30 protein-coding genes are annotated in these 23923 nt (G+C 54.6%); 14 read left to right on the forward strand and 16 right to left on the reverse strand.

Going from position 1 to position 23923, the window contains the following annotated elements; genetic code table 11:
• Positions 1 to 51: 51 nt before the first annotated feature.
• Positions 52 to 795, forward strand: a complete 744-nt coding sequence (locus LINBF2_RS07175; RefSeq protein WP_281887808.1) for a lysophospholipid acyltransferase family protein — start codon at positions 52 to 54, stop codon at positions 793 to 795.
• Here the strand turns inward: LINBF2_RS07175 and LINBF2_RS07180 are convergent.
• From LINBF2_RS07180 to LINBF2_RS07190, 3 genes are read right to left on the reverse strand one after another with little or no spacing between them, the layout of a single operon-like run.
• Positions 785 to 2587, reverse strand: a complete 1803-nt coding sequence (locus LINBF2_RS07180) for a TRAP transporter large permease subunit (protein WP_281887809.1) — start codon at positions 2585 to 2587, stop codon at positions 785 to 787. The two genes, LINBF2_RS07175 and LINBF2_RS07180, sit on opposite strands and share 11 nt — an antisense overlap.
• A complete protein-coding gene (gene dctP / locus LINBF2_RS07185) occupies positions 2587 to 3612 on the reverse strand; it encodes a TRAP transporter substrate-binding protein DctP (protein WP_281887810.1) in 1026 nt (341 codons plus the stop codon). The genes LINBF2_RS07180 and dctP overlap by 1 nt, the downstream gene beginning before the upstream one ends.
• Before the next feature lie 9 nt (positions 3613 to 3621).
• Positions 3622 to 4473 carry a TRAP transporter TatT component family protein gene (locus LINBF2_RS07190; RefSeq protein WP_281887811.1) on the reverse strand — a complete coding sequence of 284 codons (852 nt, stop codon included), beginning with the start codon at positions 4471 to 4473 and terminating at the stop codon, positions 3622 to 3624.
• A gap of 156 nt (positions 4474 to 4629) precedes the next feature.
• On the opposite strand from LINBF2_RS07190, the gene ppk2 reads away from it, so the two are divergent.
• The 4 genes from ppk2 to LINBF2_RS07210 are packed head-to-tail and all read left to right on the forward strand — an operon-like array spanning position 4630 to position 7548.
• The gene (gene ppk2, locus LINBF2_RS07195) at positions 4630 to 5514 is read left to right on the forward strand and encodes a polyphosphate kinase 2 (RefSeq protein ID WP_281887812.1); all 885 of its coding nucleotides are present in this window, start codon (positions 4630 to 4632) and stop codon (positions 5512 to 5514) included.
• Entirely contained in the window at positions 5511 to 5903 is a 393-nt protein-coding gene (locus tag LINBF2_RS07200; RefSeq protein WP_281887813.1) for a diacylglycerol kinase, read from the forward strand. The genes ppk2 and LINBF2_RS07200 overlap by 4 nt, the downstream gene beginning before the upstream one ends.
• Positions 5849 to 7315 (forward strand): CorA family divalent cation transporter, encoded by a 1467-nt coding sequence (locus tag LINBF2_RS07205; RefSeq protein ID WP_281887814.1) that lies wholly within the window; start codon positions 5849 to 5851, stop codon positions 7313 to 7315. The genes LINBF2_RS07200 and LINBF2_RS07205 overlap by 55 nt, the downstream gene beginning before the upstream one ends.
• Positions 7315 to 7548 (forward strand): hypothetical protein, encoded by a 234-nt coding sequence (locus LINBF2_RS07210; protein WP_281887815.1) that lies wholly within the window; start codon positions 7315 to 7317, stop codon positions 7546 to 7548. The genes LINBF2_RS07205 and LINBF2_RS07210 overlap by 1 nt, the downstream gene beginning before the upstream one ends.
• On the opposite strand, the gene phoR is transcribed toward LINBF2_RS07210, so the two are convergent.
• The 7 genes from phoR to pstS form a co-directional block, all read right to left on the reverse strand.
• Positions 7545 to 8822: a phosphate regulon sensor histidine kinase PhoR gene (phoR, locus tag LINBF2_RS07215; RefSeq protein WP_281887816.1), complete on the reverse strand. Its 1278-nt coding sequence runs from the start codon at positions 8820 to 8822 to the stop codon at positions 7545 to 7547. The two genes, LINBF2_RS07210 and phoR, sit on opposite strands and share 4 nt — an antisense overlap.
• 89 nt (positions 8823 to 8911) lie before the next feature.
• On the reverse strand, positions 8912 to 9598 hold the full coding sequence (phoB, locus tag LINBF2_RS07220) for a phosphate regulon transcriptional regulator PhoB (protein ID WP_281887817.1): 687 nt from the start codon (positions 9596 to 9598) through the stop codon (positions 8912 to 8914).
• A gap of 17 nt (positions 9599 to 9615) precedes the next feature.
• Positions 9616 to 10317, reverse strand: coding sequence for a phosphate signaling complex protein PhoU (gene phoU / locus LINBF2_RS07225; RefSeq protein ID WP_104797256.1), 702 nt, complete (start codon positions 10315 to 10317; stop codon positions 9616 to 9618).
• A gap of 13 nt (positions 10318 to 10330) precedes the next feature.
• A complete protein-coding gene (gene pstB, locus LINBF2_RS07230; protein ID WP_104797255.1) occupies positions 10331 to 11107 on the reverse strand; it encodes a phosphate ABC transporter ATP-binding protein PstB in 777 nt (258 codons plus the stop codon).
• Positions 11108 to 11125: 18 nt separating this feature from the next.
• Entirely contained in the window at positions 11126 to 11980 is an 855-nt protein-coding gene (gene pstA, locus LINBF2_RS07235; protein WP_104797254.1) for a phosphate ABC transporter permease PstA, read from the reverse strand.
• 9 nt (positions 11981 to 11989) lie between these two features.
• Positions 11990 to 12982, reverse strand: coding sequence for a phosphate ABC transporter permease subunit PstC (pstC, locus tag LINBF2_RS07240; protein ID WP_236657738.1), 993 nt, complete (start codon positions 12980 to 12982; stop codon positions 11990 to 11992).
• A 99-nt stretch (positions 12983 to 13081) separates the two neighbouring features.
• Positions 13082 to 14113 (reverse strand): phosphate ABC transporter substrate-binding protein PstS, encoded by a 1032-nt coding sequence (gene pstS / locus LINBF2_RS07245; RefSeq protein WP_281887818.1) that lies wholly within the window; start codon positions 14111 to 14113, stop codon positions 13082 to 13084.
• A 134-nt stretch (positions 14114 to 14247) separates the two neighbouring features.
• On the opposite strand from pstS, the gene LINBF2_RS07250 reads away from it, so the two are divergent.
• From LINBF2_RS07250 to LINBF2_RS07280, 7 genes are all read left to right on the forward strand, one after another.
• Positions 14248 to 14574 carry a helix-turn-helix domain-containing protein gene (locus LINBF2_RS07250; RefSeq protein WP_104797804.1) on the forward strand — a complete coding sequence of 109 codons (327 nt, stop codon included), beginning with the start codon at positions 14248 to 14250 and terminating at the stop codon, positions 14572 to 14574.
• 19 nt (positions 14575 to 14593) lie between these two features.
• Positions 14594 to 15109, forward strand: a complete 516-nt coding sequence (locus LINBF2_RS07255; protein WP_281887819.1) for a DUF6428 family protein — start codon at positions 14594 to 14596, stop codon at positions 15107 to 15109.
• A gap of 63 nt (positions 15110 to 15172) precedes the next feature.
• Positions 15173 to 15685 (forward strand): arsenate reductase ArsC, encoded by a 513-nt coding sequence (locus LINBF2_RS07260; protein WP_281887820.1) that lies wholly within the window; start codon positions 15173 to 15175, stop codon positions 15683 to 15685.
• Positions 15682 to 16704, forward strand: a complete 1023-nt coding sequence (arsB, locus tag LINBF2_RS07265; protein ID WP_104797250.1) for an ACR3 family arsenite efflux transporter — start codon at positions 15682 to 15684, stop codon at positions 16702 to 16704. The genes LINBF2_RS07260 and arsB overlap by 4 nt, the downstream gene beginning before the upstream one ends.
• A gap of 46 nt (positions 16705 to 16750) precedes the next feature.
• On the forward strand, positions 16751 to 17302 hold the full coding sequence (locus LINBF2_RS07270; RefSeq protein WP_104797249.1) for a DUF2878 domain-containing protein: 552 nt from the start codon (positions 16751 to 16753) through the stop codon (positions 17300 to 17302).
• The gene (locus LINBF2_RS07275; protein ID WP_104797803.1) at positions 17302 to 17844 is read left to right on the forward strand and encodes a DUF3833 domain-containing protein; all 543 of its coding nucleotides are present in this window, start codon (positions 17302 to 17304) and stop codon (positions 17842 to 17844) included. The genes LINBF2_RS07270 and LINBF2_RS07275 overlap by 1 nt, the downstream gene beginning before the upstream one ends.
• A gap of 136 nt (positions 17845 to 17980) precedes the next feature.
• On the forward strand, positions 17981 to 18442 hold the full coding sequence (locus LINBF2_RS07280; RefSeq protein ID WP_281887821.1) for a histidine phosphatase family protein: 462 nt from the start codon (positions 17981 to 17983) through the stop codon (positions 18440 to 18442).
• Here LINBF2_RS07280 and LINBF2_RS07285 read toward each other — a convergent pair.
• Genes LINBF2_RS07285 through LINBF2_RS07305 form a run of 5 tightly spaced genes read right to left on the reverse strand, consistent with a single transcriptional unit; the run spans position 18395 to position 20580 of the window.
• Positions 18395 to 19165, reverse strand: coding sequence for a winged helix-turn-helix domain-containing protein (locus tag LINBF2_RS07285; protein WP_281887822.1), 771 nt, complete (start codon positions 19163 to 19165; stop codon positions 18395 to 18397). The two genes, LINBF2_RS07280 and LINBF2_RS07285, sit on opposite strands and share 48 nt — an antisense overlap.
• Positions 19158 to 19535 carry a hypothetical protein gene (locus LINBF2_RS07290; RefSeq protein WP_281887823.1) on the reverse strand — a complete coding sequence of 126 codons (378 nt, stop codon included), beginning with the start codon at positions 19533 to 19535 and terminating at the stop codon, positions 19158 to 19160. The genes LINBF2_RS07285 and LINBF2_RS07290 overlap by 8 nt, the downstream gene beginning before the upstream one ends.
• A gap of 19 nt (positions 19536 to 19554) precedes the next feature.
• Positions 19555 to 19752 (reverse strand): hypothetical protein, encoded by a 198-nt coding sequence (locus LINBF2_RS07295; protein WP_281887825.1) that lies wholly within the window; start codon positions 19750 to 19752, stop codon positions 19555 to 19557.
• A gap of 16 nt (positions 19753 to 19768) precedes the next feature.
• The gene (locus tag LINBF2_RS07300) at positions 19769 to 20056 is read right to left on the reverse strand and encodes a TIGR03643 family protein (protein ID WP_281887827.1); all 288 of its coding nucleotides are present in this window, start codon (positions 20054 to 20056) and stop codon (positions 19769 to 19771) included.
• Positions 20056 to 20580 carry an Rrf2 family transcriptional regulator gene (locus tag LINBF2_RS07305; protein WP_104797244.1) on the reverse strand — a complete coding sequence of 175 codons (525 nt, stop codon included), beginning with the start codon at positions 20578 to 20580 and terminating at the stop codon, positions 20056 to 20058. Before LINBF2_RS07305 ends, LINBF2_RS07300 begins: the two co-directional genes overlap by 1 nt.
• Positions 20581 to 20698: 118 nt before the next feature.
• Between LINBF2_RS07305 and LINBF2_RS07310 the strand changes: the two genes are divergently transcribed.
• On the forward strand, positions 20699 to 21691 hold the full coding sequence (locus LINBF2_RS07310; RefSeq protein ID WP_281887830.1) for a MerR family transcriptional regulator: 993 nt from the start codon (positions 20699 to 20701) through the stop codon (positions 21689 to 21691).
• Here the strand turns inward: LINBF2_RS07310 and LINBF2_RS07315 are convergent.
• Positions 21688 to 22446, reverse strand: a complete 759-nt coding sequence (locus LINBF2_RS07315) for a hypothetical protein (protein WP_281887832.1) — start codon at positions 22444 to 22446, stop codon at positions 21688 to 21690. The genes LINBF2_RS07310 and LINBF2_RS07315 overlap by 4 nt on opposite strands.
• A 119-nt stretch (positions 22447 to 22565) precedes the next feature.
• Here LINBF2_RS07315 and LINBF2_RS07320 point away from each other — a divergent pair, with 119 nt between their 5' ends.
• A complete protein-coding gene (locus LINBF2_RS07320) occupies positions 22566 to 23906 on the forward strand; it encodes a DASH family cryptochrome (RefSeq protein ID WP_281887834.1) in 1341 nt (446 codons plus the stop codon).
• Positions 23907 to 23923: the final 17 nt, after the last annotated feature.

Here is a 23923-nt window from a genome sequence, read left to right on the forward strand (position 1 = left end):
TCACACATTCACCAATTTGTCATACACCAAGCCTATGCTCATCAGCCAACTATGCTGATTAAATATTTAAGACTCGTACACGCCTTTGGTCGCGCCTTCTGGATTTTGTGGGTCAAGTTCCCGCGACTGAGCCGCGACACCAAGCTTGAAGAAATCAAAGCTTGGTCTCAACACACATTAAAAATTCTTGGCATTCAGGTTGTTCACGAAACCGCACTGACACAGATTGAGCAATCTGAGGCCCCTCTCATGTTCGTGGCCAATCATGTGTCTTGGGTAGATGCGCTCATCATTCAATCCATTCAACCCAGCATCTTTGTGGCAAAGGCTGAGGTCAAGCGTTGGCCCATCGTTGGCAGCATTGCGACAGCATGCGGCGTGGTGTTTGTCGACCGAGGTTCACCCAGCTCTGCACGTCGCATGGTGGATGATGTGTCAAGCGCACTGCATCACGGCTATTGCGTCGCAGGTTTTCCAGAAGGCACCAGCAGCGAGGGCCGCGCAGTCAGTTTGTTTCATGCCAATTTATTTGAGGCAGCCATCAACTACCATATCCAAATTCAACCCTTGGCAATTCGCTACACTCATCCACACACAGGAGCGTTGTGTTTGAAGGCGGCTTTCATTGATGACATTGGTTTTGTGCAGTCGCTGCACCAAGTGATGACTTCTCAAGGTATTCATGCCAAAGTTCATGCAGGTGAGATGCTGTCACCGCAAGGACATTCGCGCAGAACCTTGGCGCATTTGTCGCATCGCAGTGTCAGCAATCAACTGGAAATGCTCAACGCATAAATGTGGCCATCAAACTTGGTAAACCTGTGGCCAACAGCGGCAGCCAAGAAATCAGCAAGGTGCCCACAAAGATAGCCACCAAGGCAGGGGCCACAGAAGCAGCCACGGTACGAATGGGTTGCTTGAACACCGCAGAGGCAAAGTAAATATTCATCCCTGCAGGTGGACACAGGAAGCCCATCTCCATGTTGGCCAAAAAGATGATGCCAAAGTGCACAGGGTCAATGCCATAGCTGATGGCCAAGGGCAGCAACAAAGGCACCAACACCACAATGGCCGCATAGATTTCCATCAAGGCACCTGCGGCAAACAAGAACACATTGAGCGCCAACAAAAACACCCACTTGTTTTGCGTGACGCTTTGTACCCACTCGGTCGCTAAGTCTGGAATGCCTGCATCGACCAAATAATTGGTCAAGCCCAAAGCCATGCCCAAAATCAACATCACACCGCCAATGATTTGGGTGCATTGCGACAAACACGCGCCGAGTTTCTGCGCATCTAACTCTCGGTGTGCCCACGCCTGCGTGAGCACGGCATACATCGCGGTCAGCGCAGCACTCTCGGTGGGCGTGGCAAAGCCAGTGCCCAAAGAACCAATCGCCACGACGGGCGCCAACAACTCCCACTTCGCCACCCAAGCCGCATGGCGCAGAGTGGCCATGCTGAATGCGGGTCCGTCTGTGGAACGAGGGCGAATGACATCGCGGCGTAAATAGCCGCCAAAAATAAGCAAACACACCACCATCACCACCGCAGGCACGATGCCTGCTAAAAACATGGTGTTGATCGGCACACGCGCAATGATGGCGTACATGATGAGTGGTACCGAGGGTGCCAACAACACCCCCAGTGCACTGGCGCTGGTGACCAAGCTGATGCCTTTGCGCTCTGGGTAGCCCACGCCTTGCAGCAAGGGCAACAACAAACCACCCAAGGCCAAAATCGTCACGCCACTGCCGCCCGTGAACGCCGTGAAGCATGAACACAACACCGTGGCGGCAATGACGGTGCCGGTTTTACCGCCACCAAATAACGCGACAAATACAGCACCCAAACGCTGTGCAGCCCCTGTGCCTGCAAATATCAACCCAGCCAACGTGAACAGCGGCAACGCTGGCAACGACGGGTTGACCGTGATTTGGTAATGCGACAAAGCAATCGACGCCAATGGCAAACCATCTTGCCAAAACAAGGCCAATGCCAAACCACCCAGCACCGCAAAAATAGGGGCGCCAAACGACAGCATCAACACCAAACCTATGACCCAAGGCCAAAGCGGCAACGCTTCACCATCCAAGCTGTAAGCGAGGACAACGCCCAACGCAGGCGCACACAACGCGAATAAGAACTGAGCGCCCACCTGCTGGCTGCAACGCGCCCCCAACTTCAGCCCTAACAGTGCAAAGCCCACAGGCATCGTGGCTTGGAACCACCACACAGGCATGCCGTAAGCCAACATTTGTTCAGCCGACATTTCGCTGAACACCAATGCACCACTTGCCCATGCCAACACACCACAGACAACGGCAGCGCCAAACTGCCCCAGCGCATACAAACGCGGCACCATCACACCCAAGCTCGTCAAATGTCCAAAGCGCTCAGCCGCAATCGCACCCGACATGGCCATGATCAAACCCAAGTGCTGCACCACCACCGGTGCGTTATCAATGCCCTTGCCCATCAAAGGCCGAGACAAAATTTCGACCAACGGAATCACCGCCATCAAGGCCAAGGCCAAAGCGGCCAGACCGGCATCGGCCTGCGTCAAGCCACGGAGAAGTCGGCCCATCATTTGGTTTTGCCTGCGCGGTAAGCCTTCAAGTGGCGAAACACTTCGTCAAAGGTATCCGCAGGCACCAAAGTCCCGCGAATGCGTGGGTAGAGTTTTTCGGCCAAGTCGTTCCATGCGCGCATTTGCTCGGCATTGGGCTTGTTGACCACCAAGCCTCGCTTTTTCATGGCGTCCACGGCTTCTTCGACTTCTTGGCGCGCTTTGGCACGAAGTTGCGCACCCGCTTTGTCACTGGCGACACGCACCGCGGCTTGCGCTTCGGGCGTCATGTCGTCCCACGATTTCTTTGTGACCACCAATGCACCCACGATCGGCGCCCAGTTGATTTCCAACATGTTGGGCGCCATGGTGTAGACCTGACTGGCCAAGGCAAAGTAAGGCGTGGATGGCACCACATTGATCATGCCCGTTTGCACCGACGGCAAGATGTCGCTGGTTTCTAGGGGCACAGGCGTGTAACCCATGCTCTTCATGATTTCTTGCTGGTCGGCCTCACCGCCCCATGCAAAGAATTTCATTTTTTGATAGTCCTCAGGTTTGAAGGCGGGGTCTTTCGAGAAGAAACGCACCCAGCCCGCATCACCCCAAGCCAACACGACAAACCCTTTGTCGAGGAATTTTTTCTCCATGGCGGGGCGCATTTTTTCGCGTACATAGTCCACCTCTTCCCACGACTTGAACAGCAATGGCATGGATTGCAAGGCCGAAATTGACGGCTCAATTTCACGCAACCCCACCACCGACAGCAAGGCCCCTTGCAACTGACCAATGCGCATGCGGCGAGCCAACTCGGTCTCACCGCCTTGACTGCCATCGGGATACACCACAAACTTGGCATTGCCACCTTGGGCCACACGCCACGCCTCACCCACTTCCATCAATTGGCGGTGGTACAGCGAATTTTTAGGTGCCAAGGTCCCCAAGCGCAACTGCTTGTCAGGGGCCGCCCAGCAGGCTGTTTGGCTGCCTACCAAACCGACAACAACGCACACTTGTAAAAACGATTTCATCAATTGAGACATTCAAATCTTTCAAAAAAGTTCATCCACGGATGAGAGCAACCATTGCGCACGCTCGCGCATCACTTCGTTTTGCAAACTGCGATGCGCATGGCTAATGGCCAGCGCTTGTTGCAGCAACTGTTCAAACTGCTTTCGGTCCTCCGCAGGCAATGCCACGCCCTCGGCCTTGGCCACCAGTGGGCCCGCTTCTTTGCCTTGGCCCAAGACGATCGCTTGATCGAAATAAGCCTGCACTTTGGGACGTGAGCCACCCACTTTGGCCGCTTCTAAAGTGCCCATCAAACTGGCCAATGCACCCTGCCCATACGTGGGGTCGGTTTGCCAAGCCAGCTCGGCCAATCGCATGGACAGCGGTAAATCAGCCACCAGATCTGGGTCATCTTTGGACATCGAAATCCAACCACCGAGTGAGGCCGCCGCCCAATAAGCCAAAGGCACTTGGGCCTTCGTCAATTGCAATGGGTTCTTGGCATCGGGTTTTCGCAAAGCGTCAGAAAAACCTGGGTGACTGCGCTCAAGCGCGGTCATCGCGTGACGATGTGCACGCGCATACAAACGGGCCGCACGTTCGCGCATGTCGGCAGCAACTTTGGGATTTTTGGTATCGATTTTTTCAGCATCAAACGCGACGAAGGCATAGGCGTATTGCGTGAACCCAGCAGACACCGACTCGGCCAACTTCAAATGGCCCGGTGTTTCTTTCAAGATGGACTCTGAAAACTTGAGATAAAAAGCACTGGCTTCACGTGCCAGTTGCAAATCATCTTCACTGGACATGGGTTGTGCCGATAGGGCTTGAGCCGTTTGGTCCACCACAAACGGACGAACGGCACATCCTGAAAACAAGAGTGAAAAAGCCAAAAGTGGAATTAGGCGAGAGTAAGTAATAAGAACACCTCTTCAGAGTCGGCCATGAACAGAATTCAAAAATGTAGATCTGTCATGTGAATATTCGATGACATTGCGTCATCAAACTGAAACAGTGAATTGCCATGATGTGCATAAAAGGAAATGACCATGGCTGACAAACACCAACTGGATGAAGAACAAATTCAACGTCTGCGCGATGACCTCTTGGACACGCTGGACGAAGAGCTTGAAATGTCGATCGACGAAGAAGGCAGCAACACAGACCGCGTGAAATATTTCCGCGAATTGCTGCGTTTACAAGGCGAACTGGTCAAGCTGCAAGATTGGGTTGTGGCCACCAAACAAAAAGTGGTGATCTTGTTCGAAGGCCGCGACGCTGCGGGCAAAGGCGGTGTCATCAAACGCATCACCCAACGCCTCAATCCACGCGTGTGCCGCGTAGCTGCCCTACCCGCCCCCAACGACCGCGAGCGTACGCAGTGGTACTTTCAGCGCTATGTGGCGCATCTGCCCGCTGCGGGCGAAATTGTGTTGTTTGACCGCAGTTGGTACAACCGTGCAGGCGTAGAGCGTGTGATGGGCTTTTGCAACGACGACGAATACGAAGAATTTTTCCGTACCGTGCCTGAGTTTGAAAAAATGTTGGCACGCAGCGGTATCACACTCATCAAATACTGGTTCTCCATCACGGACGATGAACAACATGCGCGCTTCTTGGGGCGCATTCACGACCCCTTGAAGCAGTGGAAGCTCAGCCCCATGGACTTAGAAAGCCGACGTCGCTGGGAAGACTACACCGTTGCCAAAGAAACCATGATTGAACGCACACATATCCCAGAAGCGCCATGGTGGGTCGTGCAAGCAGTTGACAAGAAAAGTGCGCGTCTAAATTGCATTCATCACTTGCTGACGCATTTCAACTATCACGAAATCGCACATCCAGAAATTGAACTACCTGCGCGTGTACGAAATCCAGACTACATCCGCCATCCCGTACCAGACGACATGGTTGTTCCTGAAATCTATCCATGACCCATCATGAAAACCTACAAAAGCAAAGGCGCGGCTTAAACCGTGTCATTCATGCATTTGGCTACTCCATACAAGGTTTGCAAGCTGCTATGCATGAACCTGCGTTCAAGCAAGAGGCTTATCTTGCTTTCGTGTTGATTCCGTTGTCGTTTTACTTAGGTAACAACTGGGTTGAGATTTCAGTTCTTTCAGGATCGGTGATTTTCGTTTTGACAGTCGAACTTTTAAACACGGGCTTAGAGTCCGCCATTGATCGTGTTGGCCCCCAATGGCACGATCTTTCTAAGCGTTGCAAAGACTTAGGGAGCGCAGCTGTTCTGTTGAGCATTCTTCTTTGTATGAGCATTTGGCTAACCGCTCTGTTTTTGAAGTTCTCTCGCTACCTCTGAAAGAACGCCTGCGCATAAGGGATGCGATTGGTCCTCATCTGTTGGAACCAGATACGACCATGAGCCGCCAGTTCACAAGCGGTATTGTCATCAGGGAAATAAAACAGTCATCACGCTACATGTCTCTTAAAAATTTGATCGATATGTTGAACAAACAAAAATTAGTGGATGGCATGGTCCACAGCCAACACATGCACAAGCACGATTTTGTTGAATCCTTGCTTCAAAAACAACATGATGCAGAGTTGCAAAACTTCATTGCCAAACAAAGCGCGACCGAACTCGGAAGTTACCTTGATGCATTGCCATTAGAAGATGCAATGAAGCTTTGGCACAAGATTCCCACGGAACGTGAAAACGATGTACTTTGGGAAATTTCTGATGAGCGGCGAATGGCGCTTGCAGGAGATCGACAACCCGATTTTGAAGACAGCAAAATCAATGTGTATGAACTCGTCGATGGTCGGCTCAAAAGCATCCCCATTTCAGGCCGTCAAGACTTGGAAGGAGCCAAACCCATTTGGGTGGACTTGATCAACTCGACCAAAGCCGAACGAATTTTTGTCGGTTCACACTTCGGCGTTGAGTTACCCGATCCAATTGAAGCAACAGATCTAGAGGTCAGTGCACGTTTTCATGTGGAAGAAAACGACGACATTCATTTGCACTCGAATTTTTTATTCGATCGCGATGGCAACTCCAAGAGTGTGCCCGTTGCCTTTATCTTGCACGGTGGCGTTTTATTTTCACTGCGAAACGAAGAGCTTTCAGTGTTTCGTTTACAACGGCGCAGAGCACTCACGCAACCTGGCTATGTCACCGACTGCATCGACCTTTTGTTAGATCTGTACGGCGCAGACGTCGAGGTGTCAGCTGATTCGCTTGAAAACATCTACGCCAAACTCGGGATCGTCGGTCGCCATGTGTTGAGTGAGGCCATCACCGACCAAGAAGCCGCAGGAATACTGGCAGACATTGCTGAGGAGGAAGACCAAAACGGTCGCATCCGAAGTAATATTTTGGATACACAGCGTGCCTTGAGTTTCTTAATGCGAGGACGCTTACTCACACCAGATCAAATCTCTGATGCCAAACAAATTTTGCGCAACATTGACTCGCTGAACAGCCACACCGCCTTCTTGTTTGACAAGATCAACTTCCTGATGGACGCCACCATTGGTTTCATCAACATCAACCAAAACAAACGCGTGAATCAGCTCACCGTATTCAGCGTGGTGTTCATGCCTATCAATATTTTGGCTGGTGTCGGCGGCATGTCTGAGTTCTCCATGATGACTGAAGGCACGCCTTGGCCGTTGGCGTTCGGTGGTTTTTTGGTGGGCTCAGCGTTCATCGGCTTGATCACCTACGTCTTGCTCAAGCATTTCGAAACTCGCCGCCTTAAAAAATAATGCGAAACACCGACATGACTTATCACAAACACGATTCTTCTGAAATCAAAGACGATGGCTTGCGTTACAGCAAGAAGAAAAATGGTTCTCCGTTTGAGGGCACTGGCAGAACGGGCGAGATGATGAGTTGCATCAAATGCGGCACACACAAGCCAAGATCGAGTGGCTCGTTTCGCCGTTTCTTAAATGCCAACCATTTTTTTTGCGGTGAGTGCCGCGTGGTTTCGGCCTAAGTGGGCTGGCACCATCGGGTCGATGGGAAAACTAATTTGAAGCACGACCCCTGCCCCACCTCGCTGGTGATCGACAAGCTACCCCCGTGACGCTGCATCACGTGTTTGACAATCGCCAGACCCAAACCTGTGCCTCCCGATTCGCGTGAGCGGCTTCGGTCGACACGGTAAAAACGCTCCGTCAAGCGCGGCAAATGCTCTGCAGCGATCCCTGGTCCTGTGTCACGAACGGCGATGAACAAGCTGCCATCAATCCCTTGGTCGACATTGACCTGGATCTGTCCACCTGCTGGGGTGTAACGCACGGCGTTGCTCACCAAATTGGACAAAGCACTTTGCAGTTCACGCGCCTCGCCCATCAACGATGCACCGCCAAGCAAAGGATTCACTTCAAATTGAATAATCTGAGCTGCGGCACCTTGAGAAATGACATCGGAGAGTCCGCGTGCCTCAGACTCGCAGGTTTTCAATAAGCTCATCAAGGGCGTTGTGTTCAAGAAATTAGGCACCGGACTGCCCTCTAAGCGAGAGAGGGTGAGCAAGTCCTCCACCAAACCCTGCATGCGAACGGCTTGCACTGCCATCAAGGCCAGATAGCGTTTTTGCTCGTCGGCGGTCAGTGGTAGCGTTTGCAAGGTTTCGACAAAGCCAGACATCACCGTCAAAGGGGTTCGAATTTCGTGCGACACGTTGGCCACAAAATCTCGGCGCATGGCTTCAGCTTGCTCCAGCAACGTGACATCACGTGTGAGCAGCAACTGCTTTCCTTCGCCATAGCGATGACGCTGCACAGAGATGAGCACAGGCCGCTCCATACGGTGTCGATGGCCCGCAATCACCACAGGATCCACAGGATTTTCAACTGCCATATAGGCCGTGAAAATGGGATCGCGAAGTAGATTACCCACGCGCTGCATGACATCACGCTCAGGATGAACACCTAGGTGAGTAGCTGCCGTTTGGTTGCACCACTCAATTTGTGCCTGGGCATCCAACATCAGCACACCGTTGGGTGAGGCTTGAATAGCAGAGAGGAAATCTTTGAGTCGTTGCTCGCCAGCATTGATGTTGCGCTCACGGTCGCGTAAGAGCTTACGGGCACGATCTAGGACAACGCCCCACCAGCCTGACATTTGCGGCGCCATGGCCAAATCACCATGACGCAACCAAGAACGCACGCGATAGCCACGCCATGCATCGACCAACATCCAAAGCAAGCCCGCGATCAACGCACCAAGCAACACATAAAGTGATCGCAGTTGCTGATCCCCCATGACAGCCCACGAAAAACCAATCGCGGCGCCAAAGGCCAAGAGGGAAAGAAACGAGAGAAAGCGACTAATCACAGGAACCTTGCATCGGTTTAGATCTGATGGGTGATTCTGTATCCTACGCCACGAACGGTCTCAACCATGCTGCCCGCATCACCCAAAGCCTCGCGCAAACGCTTGACATGCACATCCACCGTGCGTTCTTCGATGAACACATGGTCGCCCCACACGCGGTCTAGCAGCTGACTGCGGCTGTGCACACGCTCGGCGTGGTGCATCAAGTAGTTGAGCAACTTGAACTCCGTGGGACCAAGCTTGATGCCTTGGTCGTTGAAGCTGACACGGTGCGTAGAACCATCCAACTGCAAGCCACCAATGCGCACCACATCACTGGCTTGCTCAGGGGCGCGGCGGCGCAACACGGCACGGATACGGGCCAACAGCTCTTGGGTAGAAAACGGTTTGGTAATGTAGTCATCCGCACCGGCATCCAAGCCTGCAATCTTGTCGGGCTCATCACCGCGTGCAGTGAGCATCAAAATCGGCGTGGTTTTGGTACGTGGATCGGCACGCCAGCGACGGGCCAGCTCTAAACCACTTTGACCTGGCAGCATCCAATCGAGCAAGATGACATCAGGCAACACTTCGTCGATGTGCTTTTGCGCAGCCACACCATCACCCGCCAACATCGGCAGCATGCCGTTGTGGCGCAAATTGATTGAAATGAGTTCAGCAATCGCTGACTCATCTTCAACCACCAAAACGCGTGCAATTTTCATTGTCCAAAAACTTTCAATCAGCTCATTGACGATTCGACATCCGCCAAGGGGGTGTGACGCACGTCTTCACCCTTGACGATGTAGATGATGAATTCAGCAATGTTTTTGGAATGGTCACCAATGCGCTCAATCGCTTTGGCAATGAACAACAAGTCCAAGCTGGCCGAAATGGTGCGTGGGTCTTCCATCATGTAAGTGATGAGCTTGCGCACAAAGCCGTCGAACTCTTTGTCGATTTCGTTGTCTTCGCGCAAGATGCTCACCGCCATCGGCACATCCAAACGCGCAAACGCATCCAACGCTTTGCGCAACAAACCCGAAGCCAAATCAGCCGACACACGCAAATCGCTAGACGGCAAAGAACGTGGTGCCGAGCCTTCAATGATGGACTTGACCATGCGGGCAATCTTGGCCGCCTCGTCGCCCACACGCTCTAAGTTGGCGGTGGTTTTGGACATGGCCATGAGCAAGCGCAAATCGCGTGCCGTCGGTTGGCGTCGGCCAATGACCGATGCGATTTCGCGGTCAATTTCAACTTCCAAGCTGTTGACTTTGTTTTCAGTCACCAACACATCGTCAGCCGCTTCGGGGCTGAACTGAGACAAAGCGAACACAGCTTGGCGAATTTGTGATTCCACCAAACCACCCAACTCCATCACGTGCGAAGAGATGTTGTTGAGGTCGGAATCAAACTGTGAGGACAGGTGTTTTTCTGGCATGGTGTTCTCCTAATTAGCCGAAGCGGCCAGTGATGTAGTCTTCTGTGGCGGTTTTGTTGGGTTTGAAGAAGATTTGCTCGGTCTCGCCAAACTCCACCAATTCACCCAAATACATATAGGCCGTGTAGTCGCTGCAACGCGCAGCTTGCTGCATGTTGTGGGTCACGATGGCAATGGTGTAGTCGGCCTTGAGTTCGTGCACCAACTCCTCCACCTTGCCAGTCGAAATAGGGTCCAGCGCCGAGGTGGGCTCGTCCAACAACAAGACCGAGGGCTTCACCGCCACGCTGCGCGCAATGCACAAACGCTGCTGCTGACCGCCAGAGAGTGACAAACCGTTTTGGCCGAGTTTGTCTTTGACTTCTGTCCAAAGCGCTGCTTTGGTCAAGGCCCATTCCACACGTTCGTCCATCTCAGTTTTGCTGAGGTTTTCGTACAAACGCACACCGAAGGCAATGTTGTCGTAAATGGTCATCGGGAACGGCGTGGGCTTTTGGAACACCATGCCAATGCGGGCACGCAGCAAGTTCAAATCTTGCTTGGGGTCCAAAATGTTTTGGCCGTAAAAGTTGATTTCACCTTCGGCACGTTGGCCTGGGTACAAGCTGTACATGCGGTTCAAGGTGCGCAGCAAGGTGGACTTGCCGCAGCCTGATGGGCCAATGAAGGCGGTCACTTTGCGCTCGGCAATGTCCATGGTGACATTGCGCAAGCCTTGAAACTTGCCATAGAAGAAGTTCAGGTCGCGAACTTCGATGGCGTTTTTGGGTGCTGTTTTGATTTCAGACATGTTTAAATCCAATTGAAATTACGAGCTGACTTTGTCGCGGAAGAACACACGTGCCAAGATGTTGAGCACGAGCACGGTCAATGTGATGAGCAGCGCACCAGCCCATGCCAAGCGCACCCAGTTGTCATAGGGGCTCATGGCGAACTGGAAAATCACCACAGGTAAATTGGCCATCGGTGCGCCCATGTTGGTGCTGAAAAATTGGTTGTTCAACGCAGTGAACAACAAAGGTGCGGTCTCGCCGCTGATGCGGGCCACCGCCAATAACAAGCCAGTCATCACGCCACTTTTGGCGGCGCGCAAGGTGATGAAGGTGGACACCTTCCAACGTGGCGCGCCTAAGGCAAATGCGGCTTCGCGCAAACTGCCGGGTACCAAGCGCAGCATGTTTTCGGTGGTGCGCATGATGACGGGCACCGCGATAAGTGACAAAGCCAAACTGCCCGCATAACCCGAGAAGTTGCCCACGGTGGCCACCGCAATCGCGTACACAAACAAGCCCAACACGATGGAGGGGGCAGACAACATGATGTCGGTGACAAAGCGGGTCAGCTCGGCCGTTTTGCTTTCGTCGCCGTACTCGGTCAGGTACACACCGGCCAAGATGCCCACGGGTGTGGACACCAACACGGTCAAGCCCACGATCATCAAGCTGCCCACAATCGCGTTGCGCAAACCACCGCCTTCGGTGCCGGGTGCTGGTGTATCACTGGTGAGCAAGTTCGCATCCAGTGCGGACAGGCCGTTGGCAAATAAGACATAGAGAATCCAAAGCAACACAGCCAAGCCAATGGCCATCGCTGTCATCGAAAACACCAAGCCCAATAGGCTGGTGATTCGACGCTTTGTATAAAGTTGATTGTTCATTTCCATAAAAACCTTTTAGTTACCTTTGGCTTTTTCGGCGCGCAAGATCATCACCTTCGCCATGGCCAGCACCACAAAGGTGATGACAAACAGCAAGAAGCCCAGTGCAAACAAGGTGGAAAAATGTAAGGCCTCGGCCTCGCCAAACTCATTGGCCAACACGGACGCAATGGACGTGCCGGGCGAGAACAACGAGGTGGGCATGCGGTTGGCATTGCCAATCACAAAGGTCACCGCCATGGTCTCGCCCAAGGCACGACCCAGACCCAACATGATGCCGCCGATCACACCTTTTTGCGTGTATGGCAACACCACTTTGCGCACCACTTCCCATGTGGTGCAACCCAAGCCATAAGCAGACTCACGCAGAATGGGCGGCGTGATTTCAAACACATCGCGCATCACCGCAGCCACAAACGGCAACACCATAAAGGCCAACACAATGCCAGCCGCCAAGATGCCCATGCCGTTGGTGGCACCGCCAAACAAAAAGCCCACCAAAGGCATGCCGCCCAGCACTTGCTGCAAAGGCACTTGCACGTAATCGGCAAACAACGGGGCAAACACAAACAAGCCAAACATGCCGTAGATGATGGACGGCACAGCGGCCAGCAACTCAATCGACGTGCCCAAGGGGCGACGCAACCACACAGGGCAGGTCTCGGTCAAAAACACGGCTACGCCGAAGGCCAAAGGTACGGCCAATAACAGTGCAATGCCTGCGCTGGCCATGGTGCCGACGATGGCAATGGCAGCACCAAAATCTTCGTTGATGATGTCCCACTCGACATGCCACAAAAAGTGAAAACCAAACTTTTGAAAAGTGGGCCATGCATTCACAAACAAGGAAATGATGATGCCCAACAAGGCCGCCAACACCAGCAACGAAAACGCTTGCGTGATGCGGTGAAAGAAGAAATCTTGCGTGCGTTGCTTCTTGGCAACCGCCACCATGTCAGCACTCACGGCTTGACCTGATTCTTCTTGCAAAAAATTTTGTGAGCTCATGACAGACCCTAGACTCATAGAAATACCCTACTTCTTAAAAGCCAAAATTCCGTCGGCGTGTACAAACCAAGCCGACGGAATTGATTAGCTCAATTCAAATTACTTTTGAATTTGTGTCCACACCTTGGCGCGGATTTGAGTTGTCAAGCTATCTGGCAAAGCCACGTAGTCGAGATCTTGTGCCATCTTCTTGCCATTGGTGAACGCCCAATCAAAGAACTTGACAGCTTCAGCAGCAGCCGCTTTGTCGGTGGGTTGCTTGTACATCAAGATGAACGAGGCAGTGCTGATGGGCCAGCTGTTGGCGCCCTTGGCGTTGACCATCGACACACCCATACCCGGCACGCTCATCCAGTCAGCGCCCGCAGCAGCGGCTGCAAATGTCAAATCATCAGGTGCCACATATTTGCCGTCGGCGTTTTGCAACTGCATGAAGTTCATGTTGTTCTTTTTAACGTACGCGTATTCCACGTAACCCAAAGAACCTTTGACGCGGTTCACGTTGGCGGCCACGCCTTCGTTGCCCTTACCGCCCACAGAAGAAGCTGCTGGCCACTTGACCGCAGCGCCCTTGCCCACTGTGCTTGACCAGTCTTTGCTGACCGAGGTCAAGTAGTCGGTGAAGTTGAAGGTAGTGCCCGAGCCGTCAGCGCGGTGCACGATGGTGATGGCTTGGTCTGGCAATTTTTTGCCTGGGTTCAAGGCCGCGATCTTGGGGTCGTTCCAATTGGCCACTTTGCCCAAGAACATGTCTGCCAACACGGCACCCGTGATGCGCAATTCGCCCGGCTTGAAGCCTTCCAAGTTCACCACAGGCACAGTGCCACCGATGATGGCTGGGAACTGGACCAAGCCTTCTTTGTCGAGGTCTTCACCAGACATGGGCGCGTCTGTCGCACCAAAGGTGACGGTCTTGGCTTTGATTTGACGGATACCACCTGAAGAACCAATGGATTGGTAGTTCAAGCCGTTGCCTGTAGCGGCTTTGTAAGCTTCAGCCCACTTGGCGTAGATAGGGAATGGAAAGGTCGCGCCTGCGCCAGTGATGTCGGCAGCGAAGGCTGAACCCATGGCCAAAGTTGCCATTGCTGCGGCAGCCACAGATTTGATGAATGTACGTTTCGTGTTCATGTGATTCCTTCAGTTGGTTAGAACAGCTGTGACTTTAGCTAGCGATTGTGACGGTACTGTGACATATATGACAGCTCATGCCGGGGCCAAAGATTCAATAGTTCAAGTATTATTGAATCATGAAGAAACAAAAAATTCAAGAAACTCACGTGGTCGAGGCCTTGGCAGCTTTGGCGCAAGGCCAGCGTTTGCGCGCCTTTCGGGCTTTGGTGGTGGCAGGTGCCGAGGGCTTGACACCCAGTGCTTTGAGCGCCTTGCTCGACCTCGCCCCCAGCGCTTTGTCGTTTCACCTCAAAGCCCTGAGCCACGCGGGCTTGGTCAGCGCCACGGCCAGCGGGCGCAACCTGATTTACCGCGCCGAGTTTGCACGCATGAACGACTTGCTCACCTACCTCACCCAAGACTGCTGCCAAGGCCAATCGTGCGCCGTGGTGCCAGAGACATCGAAAACCTGTTGTTAATTTTTTCAAAGGAAACACCATGAACGTTGAACAATTTTTAGGCCTCTTGGAAGCCCATCCACAACAAGCCTTGCGCATTGTGTTGCCCAATGGCGAAACGGTGGCACCGCACTTTCACATCACCGAAGTGGGCCATGTGGCCAAGAGCTTCATGGACTGCGGCGGCACACGTCGCAAAACCGAGAGTTGCCTGCTGCAAACCTGGGTGTACAGCGATGTGGATCACCGTTTAGAAACAGCCAAGCTCGCCAACATCTTGCGCATTGCTGGCGACATACTGCCCTCGCTCGACTTGCCTGTGGAGATTGAGCACGAAGTAGGCGTGGTGTCGCAATACCCCGTCACCGCAGGCAGGAGCGATGGACATACCTTGACCTTGACCACGGGGCTCAAACACACCGCCTGCTTGGCGATGGACCTGTGCTGCGCACCCGCAGCACCTGAGGCTGCAGACGCTGTCGCCCCCATCGCCACAGCAGATAAGCCACGTGTCAAGGCAGGTTCATGCTGCTCGCCCACCAGTGGTTGCTGCTAAACCTGACACACGGTTGAAAAACTTCTTCTTTATCTTTCACACCTTTACCCTGTCACATCAATCATGACCACCTTGAACGTCCTCTTTCTGTGCACGCACAACTCGGCCCGCAGCATCTTGTCGGAAGCCTTGCTCAACCACATGGTCACCGGTGCCAGTGGCACACGCTTCAAAGCGTATTCGGCTGGCAGCAGCCCGCGCGAGAACCAGCAGCCCAACCCGCTGGGGCTTCAAGTGTTGAAGTCAGCTGGCATTGACACCTCGTACCTCAGCAGCAAAAGCTGGGACGTGTTTGCCAAGCCCGATGCACCGCACATGGACCTGGTCATCACCGTGTGCGACAACGCCGCTGGCGAGATCTGCCCCTACTGGCCCGGTCAACCCGCCACCGCGCACTGGGGCTATGCCGACCCCTCCGCTGTAGAGGGCACAGACGAAGACCGCTTGCAGGCCTTTCGCCACACCATGTACTTGATTCAAAAACGCTTGCAACTATTGGTGGACTTGCCTGCCGACAAACTACAAAAAGCCATGTTGCAACACACGGCCAAAGAACTCAGCCAGGTGCATGCATGAACTTCTTTGAACGCTATCTCACCGCTTGGGTGGCTTTGTGCATCGTGGTCGGTATTGCTTTGGGGCAATGGCAGCCTGAGCTGTTTCAAGCGATTGGCAGTTTGGAATACGCGCAGGTTAATTTGCCCGTCGGTTTGTTGATTTGGATCATGATCATCCCCATGCTCATCAAGGTGGACTTTGGCGCTTTGCACGAAGTGCGTCAGCACATCAAAGGGATTGGTGTAACGCTGTTTGTGAACTGGTTGGTCAAGCCGTTTTCGATGGCGCTGCTGGGTTGGTTTTTCATTCGCTACTTGTTTGCGCCACTGTTGCCTGCAGACCAGATTGACAGCTACATCGCTGGTCTGATTTTGTTAGCCGCAGCACCCTGCACCGCCATGGTTTTTGTTTGGAGCCGCCTGACCAACGGCCACCCTTTGTTCACCTTGTCACAAGTGGCCTTGAATGACGCCATCATGGTGGTGGCGTTTGCACCGCTGGTGGCGTTCTTACTCGGGCTATCAGCCATCATCGTGCCGTGGGACACACTCATCACATCAGTGGTGTTGTACATCGTCATTCCGGTGGTGTTGGCCCAGCTGATGCGCAAAGCGCTGTTGGCACAAGGCACAGACAAGTTCGATGCAGTCATGGCACGCATTGGCCCATGGTCGATTGCTGCGCTGCTCGCCACGCTGGTGTTGTTGTTTGCGTTTCAGGGCGAGGCGATTTTGAAACAACCTTTGGTCATTGCTTTGTTGGCGGTGCCCATCCTCATTCAAGTGTTGTTCAACTCAGCTTTGGCTTATTACCTCAACCGCGCGTTGGGCGAATCGCACAGCGTGGCCTGCCCTTCGGCACTGATTGGTGCGTCTAACTTTTTCGAGCTGGCTGTGGCTGCGGCCATCAGCTTGTTTGGCTTTGAGTCAGGCGCAGCGCTGGCCACGGTGGTGGGCGTGCTGATTGAAGTGCCCGTGATGTTGCTGGTGGTGCATGTGGTGAACCGCAGCAAAGACTGGTACGAGCGAACACCTTGAATGACCACCGCCGCCCCAAGGTCGGTCTGAATTTCTAGAATGCGACATGCGTTTGTTTTTGAATATTCTGGGTTTTCAAACCGCTTGGTGGGCGTGCATCGCGGGGGTTGGACGCGGCTTTGAAATACCCGCCTTGCTGTATGGTTTGGTGCTGGCTGGGCTGCACCTGCGCTTTGCACACCTGCCTCAGCAAGAGGCCAAGCTTGCCGCGATGGCGCTGGTCGTTGGCATGGCAGTGGACACACTGCTGCAAATGGCATCGGTCATTGGTTTTTACGGCTGGGCCCTTGGCCCCTTGAGCCCGTTTTGGTTGTGGCTGTTGTGGGCTTTGTTTGCCATGACCTTGAACACCTCTTTGGTGTTTTTACAAAATCACACCCTCTGGCTGTCAGCAGCGGCGGGGCTGGTGTTTGGCCCGCTCACCTACTATGCTGGGGCACAACTGGGCGCCGCATCATTTGACAACACCCCGGTTCACTTAGGCGCGTTAGCCATCACTTGGGGCCTTGCGCTTCCTGTGTTGGTCTATGCGGCTCAGCGCATGTTCACACCCAGCACAGACACATCTCACATAGACAACCTCAAAGGCACACCATGATGCAACGTCGCACGCTTTTACTCAGTGGCATGGCCACCACCGCTCTCGCCGGCCTCAGCGGCTGCGCCAGCCCCACGGTCGACGATTACGCCAGCCAAAAACCGGTGCTCGATTTGCGCACCTACTTCAACGGCATGGTGGACGCGTGGGGCATCTTCACCGACCGCAATGGCAAGGTGGTCAAGCGTTTCACCGTGGAGATGAAATGCCAATGGCACAACGACCAAGGCATCTTGGACGAAGACTTTGTCTACTCGGACGGCACGAAAGAAAAACGGATTTGGCAACTCACCGACAAAGGCCATGGCGCTTATGTGGGCACCGCTGGCGATGTGGTGGGCGTGGCCGAAGGCCAGACCAAAGGCAACGCTTTCAACTGGCGCTACACCCTGGCCTTGCCCGTGGACGGCACGGTGCTGAATGTGCAAATGGACGACTGGATGTATTTGATGAACGACCGCGTCATGCTCAACAAAGCACGCATGACCAAGCTGGGCATCCATCTGGGCGATGTCACGCTGTCCTTCACGAAGCGGGCTTGACACCGTGGTCTTTCGAAAATTGATGCTTCGCTTGTGGTGTGCATTGAGTCTCGTGGTGGCTTACGCAACAACAAGTACCTCCGCTCAAGCCAGCGATCTGTCAGACAAACTGCAATCCCCAGATTACGTTTTGCTGATGCGCCACACCCGTGCCCCAGGCGTTGGCGACCCTGCCAACTACACCTTGGATGACTGCACAACCCAACGCAACCTCAGCAACGAGGGCCGCAAACAAGCGGTAGCAGCGGGCCACTGGCTCAAAAAACAAGGCGTGCCAACTGCCAACGTACACACCAGTGCCTGGTGCCGATGCAAAGACACGGCAGAGCTGTTGAAGTTGGGGCCTGTGACGGTTGAGCCTGCTTTGGCTTCATTTTTTGATGACATGGCGCGAGCCAAAACCCAAAACCAAAAGCTGGAAAAATTCATTGCCGCCCAACTCAAAACCAAAGGCAAACAAGCGCTGGTTTTGGTGACCCACCATGTGAACATTTATGAGTTCATGGGCGAGAACATTGCCTCTGGCGACATGGTGCTCGCCAAAGTCGACTCACACGGCAAGATGGTGGCCTACAAGCTCATACCCAGACCTGACTGAAGCCGCCACAGGTTTGGCCAATCCAGCTTGGCATGGGCTGCTGTCGCTGAGGTCAACATAGCGCGGCAAAAAGTAACCGCATCGCTTGATGTTGCGAACGGGCAGCAAATCGTGACTGATTTTTCTGCGCAGTCGGTGGATGTAGACCTCCGCAGCCGTGGTGTTCAAGGCCATGTTGTCTGGCGCGATGTCTTGGAGCAAGCGCTCTTTGGGAATGATTTGCCCCACGCGCTTGAGCAAGATGTCCAACACCTGCGCTTCACGTGGCGTTAAATCCAAGGCCACGCCCGAGACGCATGCTTGCTGCGTCGCGTGGTTGAAACTCAACGCGCCGTAATGACACACAGACGCGGTCATGCCTTGGCGACGCCGCGTCAAAGCCCGAACTTCTGCACAAAAAATGGCCTCATTCAATGACTCGGGAAGGCAGCGGTCAAAACCTGCATCTAACAAATCGGGGGCAAACACCATGTGGTGGTCTGGCACCAGCGCGAGAGTCGCAGCGCGCTGTGCACCACACCGATCCGGCATCAAAGTGCTGGCCAAGTCCATCACCGTTGGGGTGGGGTGGACGACCATCAGGTCCAAGTGGCGCGAACGCCAGCGCATTGAATCATTCGACAGTGCACCATAGCGCGCCACCTTCGCGCCCATGCTGTCAAGTGTGTGTCGCAGCTTGTGCGCCAACACATCGTCTTGCACAAAAAGCGCCACATCACACATAGCTTGCACCTCCCTGTACACGTTGGCGTGCAATGGCAGACACACCTTGTTGGTTGAGCATCCACTGCACCGGCTCGGCCGACAGCTGCACCGCCAAGCGCGTGGCGTGTTTATGCACAGCACATGCAGGGTGCTGACGCAACAGCGCCAGCACCCACGGCGGCATGACATCAAAGGCGCTTTGCAAAATCAGCGCCATCCAAGGCTTGTCCCACACGTCCACAGGGTAGGCCTGAATGACTTGCAAAATGTCTTGCGCCCGCGGATGCAAAGACTGCACGATGAGCGACGACAAACCGCCCGTGATGGCGCGCACACGTTCACCGATGGCGTTGAGCGCCAAGGTTTTGAGTGCGTGGGCAACAGACATGGTGGGCACTGGAGGCGGCTCAGGCCTCGTGATCGGCTGAGCCGTTTGTCGTCTCTGGATCGAGCTGCGCATGCGGCTCTGAGGCATGCACAGCAGTGGCTGCATCTGACTTTGGAAAACACATTTTTTCGCCGTCCCAGCGCTGACCACACCAACACGTACCGTCAGCGCTGATGATGCAAGTTCCGGTGCCGCAACACCTTGGGTCTTCACTCATACAAATCCTTCACGGGTTAACAGTTGGCGCGACGGTGGTCGGCGATGGCATGGTCATCAAACTTCATGTCCGGGCTTCGCAGCGCGCGGTGCTTGGTGGTGCGGCCCTTCATGCGCATGCGCCAGAGCCGAAATGAGCTGGGGTTGAGCTCGGTACGCATCAAGCGAATCACCTCGGGCTCACTCAGGCCCATGCGCTCATGAATGGTTTCAAACGTGGTGCGGTCTTCCCATGCCATTTGAATCACGGCAGACACATCACCTGGGCTCAGGCTGGCAAGACGTTGGCTAGCGCTGAGTTGCATCAGGCCATCATCATGGAGAGCTGAAACACTGAGTTGGGCGCCTTGGGCATGAGCGGCGCCACCATGGGTTTGAACTTGAAGCGGCCCATGGTTTGCACAAACGAGCGGGCTTCTTCGTCACGCGACTCATCCACAAAATCGGCCAAGGTGAAGTTGCTGAGAGTGGCTTTGACGATTTGCTCCAAGCCGAACTCGTAGCTGGCGGGCGTTGATTTGTCCTCGGGCAGGTCGTCTGCCGTCTTGGCTGGCACAGAAGACGGCGCATCCAAGGTGCATTCAAACACCGAAGCGATGTCCCAAATCGAAATCAGCGAGGTGTCGCCCAAAATCATGTAGCCGCCGCCCGGGCCCTTCATGGCCCCCACGATGTTGTGTGCCTTGAGCGGCTTGAGGATGTTCTCGAGGTAGGAGATGGACAAATCGAGCCTGGGCGACAACTCGGTGGTCGTGACATAACCTGCGTGACGCTGGCCCGCAAGGTACACACAGACCTCGATCGCGTTGATGGTTTTCTTTGAAATCATGGTTCAAACTCCTGTTGCGTAGAATTTTGACGCATTAATCTACGCAAAAGCCAATTTAATTTACAAATACTTATAAATCGACACATAATCTACGCAACCTCTACTCAAAAACATCATTTTGAACACCAGCGCCCTTCCCTCAACCGCCCTTTACCGCATTGGTGCGGTGTCTAAAACCACGGGCATCCCCGTGTCCACCTTGCGCATTTGGGAAACCCGCTACGGCGCGTTCAGCCCTGTCAAGACCGAAGGCAAGCAACGCTTGTTTGCCGAACACGATGTGTCCAAGGCCTTGTTGCTCAAACAGTTGTCGCAAAACGGCCATGGCATCAGCACCATTGCCAACCTCGACCTAGAGCAACTGCGCCGCATGAGCAACCTGCCGCACCACACGCCCCAAAGTTTGGCCGTACCGGGCCAGCCCGTGTCTCTGGCGGTGGTGGGTATGAGTATGGCCAACCGCATCGAGTCCAAAAAGTTTGCCGCAGGCTTGAAGCAAAACCAAATCAAAGTCACCGACGTGTTGATCGACTTGGCCACCGCCGCCAACGCCGAATTGGCGCAACGCCCGCAAGTACTGTTGGTCAAGGTCAACACCTTGCAAACTGCGGTGCACACAGACATCCAAGCGTTGATCAACAAACATCAATTTGCACAAACCATCGTGGTGTACAACTTTGCGCCCGAGGCCGTGGTGCAAGCCATGAAGTTTTCGGGCCTCATCGTGCGACGCGAACCCATCTCGGACATTGAGCTGGCCGAGTTGCTGCAATCGGTGCTGTTTGTCGACCCTGTGCGTGCGCAGGAATTTGGCACCACAGGCGCGGTCATCGCGGCACGCAAATATTCAGATGCCACCCTCAGCCGCGTGGCCGGCATTTCAACCAATGTGCTGTGCGAGTGCCCGCGCCATGTGGCAGAGCTGATTGCACAACTCGCCAGCTTTGAGGAATACAGCCAAGAATGTTTGAACCGCAACGCAGAAGACGCCCACTTGCACGCCTACCTGCGTTCTATTTCGGGCTCTGCGCGATCGCTGTTTGAAAACGCCTTAGAGAAAATTGCTGCGCATGAGGGGATTGATCTGCATGAAGGCGCGGCTTTGAATTAGCGCAACGTCACGGCCTGATCGCTTGCGATGACCTGTAACCACAAGCTGTCAATGTCGCTGAGTTTGGTTTTGTCAAACTCAGCCGTGTGCTCCCAGTAGCGCCCCGACGGCACCATGTAGCCCAAGTCTTGCTCGGCCTGCAAGGCGCGTGCAACGGCTGCTGGGTCGATCAACGCGCTTTGCGCTTGCAGCAGTTGTTGGTGCATGCCCGGCGCGGTCACATCACAGCTCGCCACGCGCGGGAACAACAAGCGCGATTCGGGCAACTCCGACAAATTCACCACCGCGCAGCCGTGCGCCTGTGCCAACGCCATGAAGCGGGCCGACTTGGCCTCGAGCGACTGCAAGGTCACATCCACCCGCAAAGGGTCTGGCGTGCCTTGGCCGTAAAAATGGCTGCTCTCGCCCGAGGTGGCGTCGTACACCATGTCACAACCCAAGAACGCCATCAGGTCAGGCTTCAAAGCGCCCAAGGCCCAATACCCCGCGGTAAACGCCATGGTTCCGCCCGCATACACAAAGCCGCCAAAGTGGTTTTGCTGCGGCACAAATTCGGGGGCGGCAATCAGTTGCTGAGAGGGTTTCAACGGCGTGGGCGGCAAACGCTCGGGCGCGAAGTCTTCGGGGTATACCAAGTAGTCCCAGTCAGGTGTGATTTGCCACGCGTTGTTGATGGCCACACGCTGTGCAAACACCGACAGATCCCAGTCTTTGGCCTGCACGGCGTCGGGTGCACTGCCGATGAGCAGCACCATTTTTAAATCCTCTGCCACGCGATGTCCGTTTCTTGAGCGCTTTGAAAACAGCCGCGATCCTAGAGCCTTGCGATAGCCATTGCTAACCAAAGGTTGGAAGGCATTTCTAAAATCAAAACATGACACAACATACCGCGGCCCCAGGCGTGATTTACTGGTTCAGAAACGACCTGCGTCTGCACGACAACCCGGCCCTACACCAAGCCATCGCGTTGGCCAAACAGCACAGCACGTGGCTGCTGCCGGTGTATGTGCACGACAGCGCGCTGCAACTGACCAGCCCTTGGGGCTTTGTGCGCACCAGCGCACACCGCTTGGCTTGGACGGCGATGGCCGTGCAGGATGTGTCCGAACAACTGGTGGCACTGGGCAGCCAAGTACTGCCCCTCACCGGCGAGCCCAGCGAGGTATTGGCCGAGTTGATGACGCGCCTAGGCGCCAGCACCTTGGTGTGCGAAGACATTGCAGCGCCCTACGAAGAAGCCCACATTCAGGCCTTGCAGCAACGTGGCATCGACGTGCAAACCGTGTGGCAGTCGACCCTCATGGCGCCCGACCAATTGCCGTTTGAGCCGCACGACGTGCCCGACGAGTTTTCTAGTTTCCGACGTGCGGTCGAGCGCCAAACGTTTGCGCCTGCGCAACCATTGGCCAAGGTGACAACGATGCCTGCGTTGCCAGATCAATCCGCCTTGGATTCGGTGCGCGAGATGCAACATGCCACGGAACACACCACAGACCCGCACGCGATCTTGCGCGACCCACGTTCGGCGTTTCCTTGGTCGCAGCCCGAGTTTCAGGGCGGTGAACGTACCGCCCTCGCGCATCTGGCTCAGTACTGCAGCCGTGATTTACCGCACACCTACAAGGCCACACGCAACGGACTGGTGGGTGCGGATTACTCCACCAAGTGGTCGCCTTGGTTGGCCACCGGCGCATTGTCTGCACGTCAGGCGTGGGCTGCCATCCGCAGTTTCGAGGCACAACACGGGGCCACCGACAGCACGTATTGGATTGGCTTCGAATTGCTGTGGCGCGACCACTTCCGTTGGCTGCACCTCAAATACGGCGAGCGCCTGTATTGGCAACGCGGCCTGTCCGACGCGCCACTGCCCACACGCCCCCACAACGCACGCGGCTTTGAGCACTGGCGCACGGGCCGCACCGGCCACGCCTTCATTGACGCGGGCATGCGCGAACTCAACGCCACGGGCTATTCGTCCAACCGCATGCGACAAAACTTGGCGAGCTTTTTGATCCACGATTTGCGCTGCGATTGGCGTGCCGGTGCCGCTTGGTTTGAGTCGCAACTGATTGACTTTGACGTCTACAACAACCAAGGCAACTGGCTCTACCTGAGCGGTCGCGGCACCGACCCCAGAGGGTCTAGGCGCTTCAACCCAGACAAGCAAGCCCACGACTACGATGCAGACGGCGCTTACCGCGCACTCTGGCAATGAGTTCCACCATAGAACAC

Origin of the sequence: Limnohabitans sp. TEGF004, from assembly GCF_027924965.1 — a bacterium.
In the GTDB taxonomy this organism is placed as follows: Bacteria; Pseudomonadota; Gammaproteobacteria; order Burkholderiales; family Burkholderiaceae_C; genus Limnohabitans.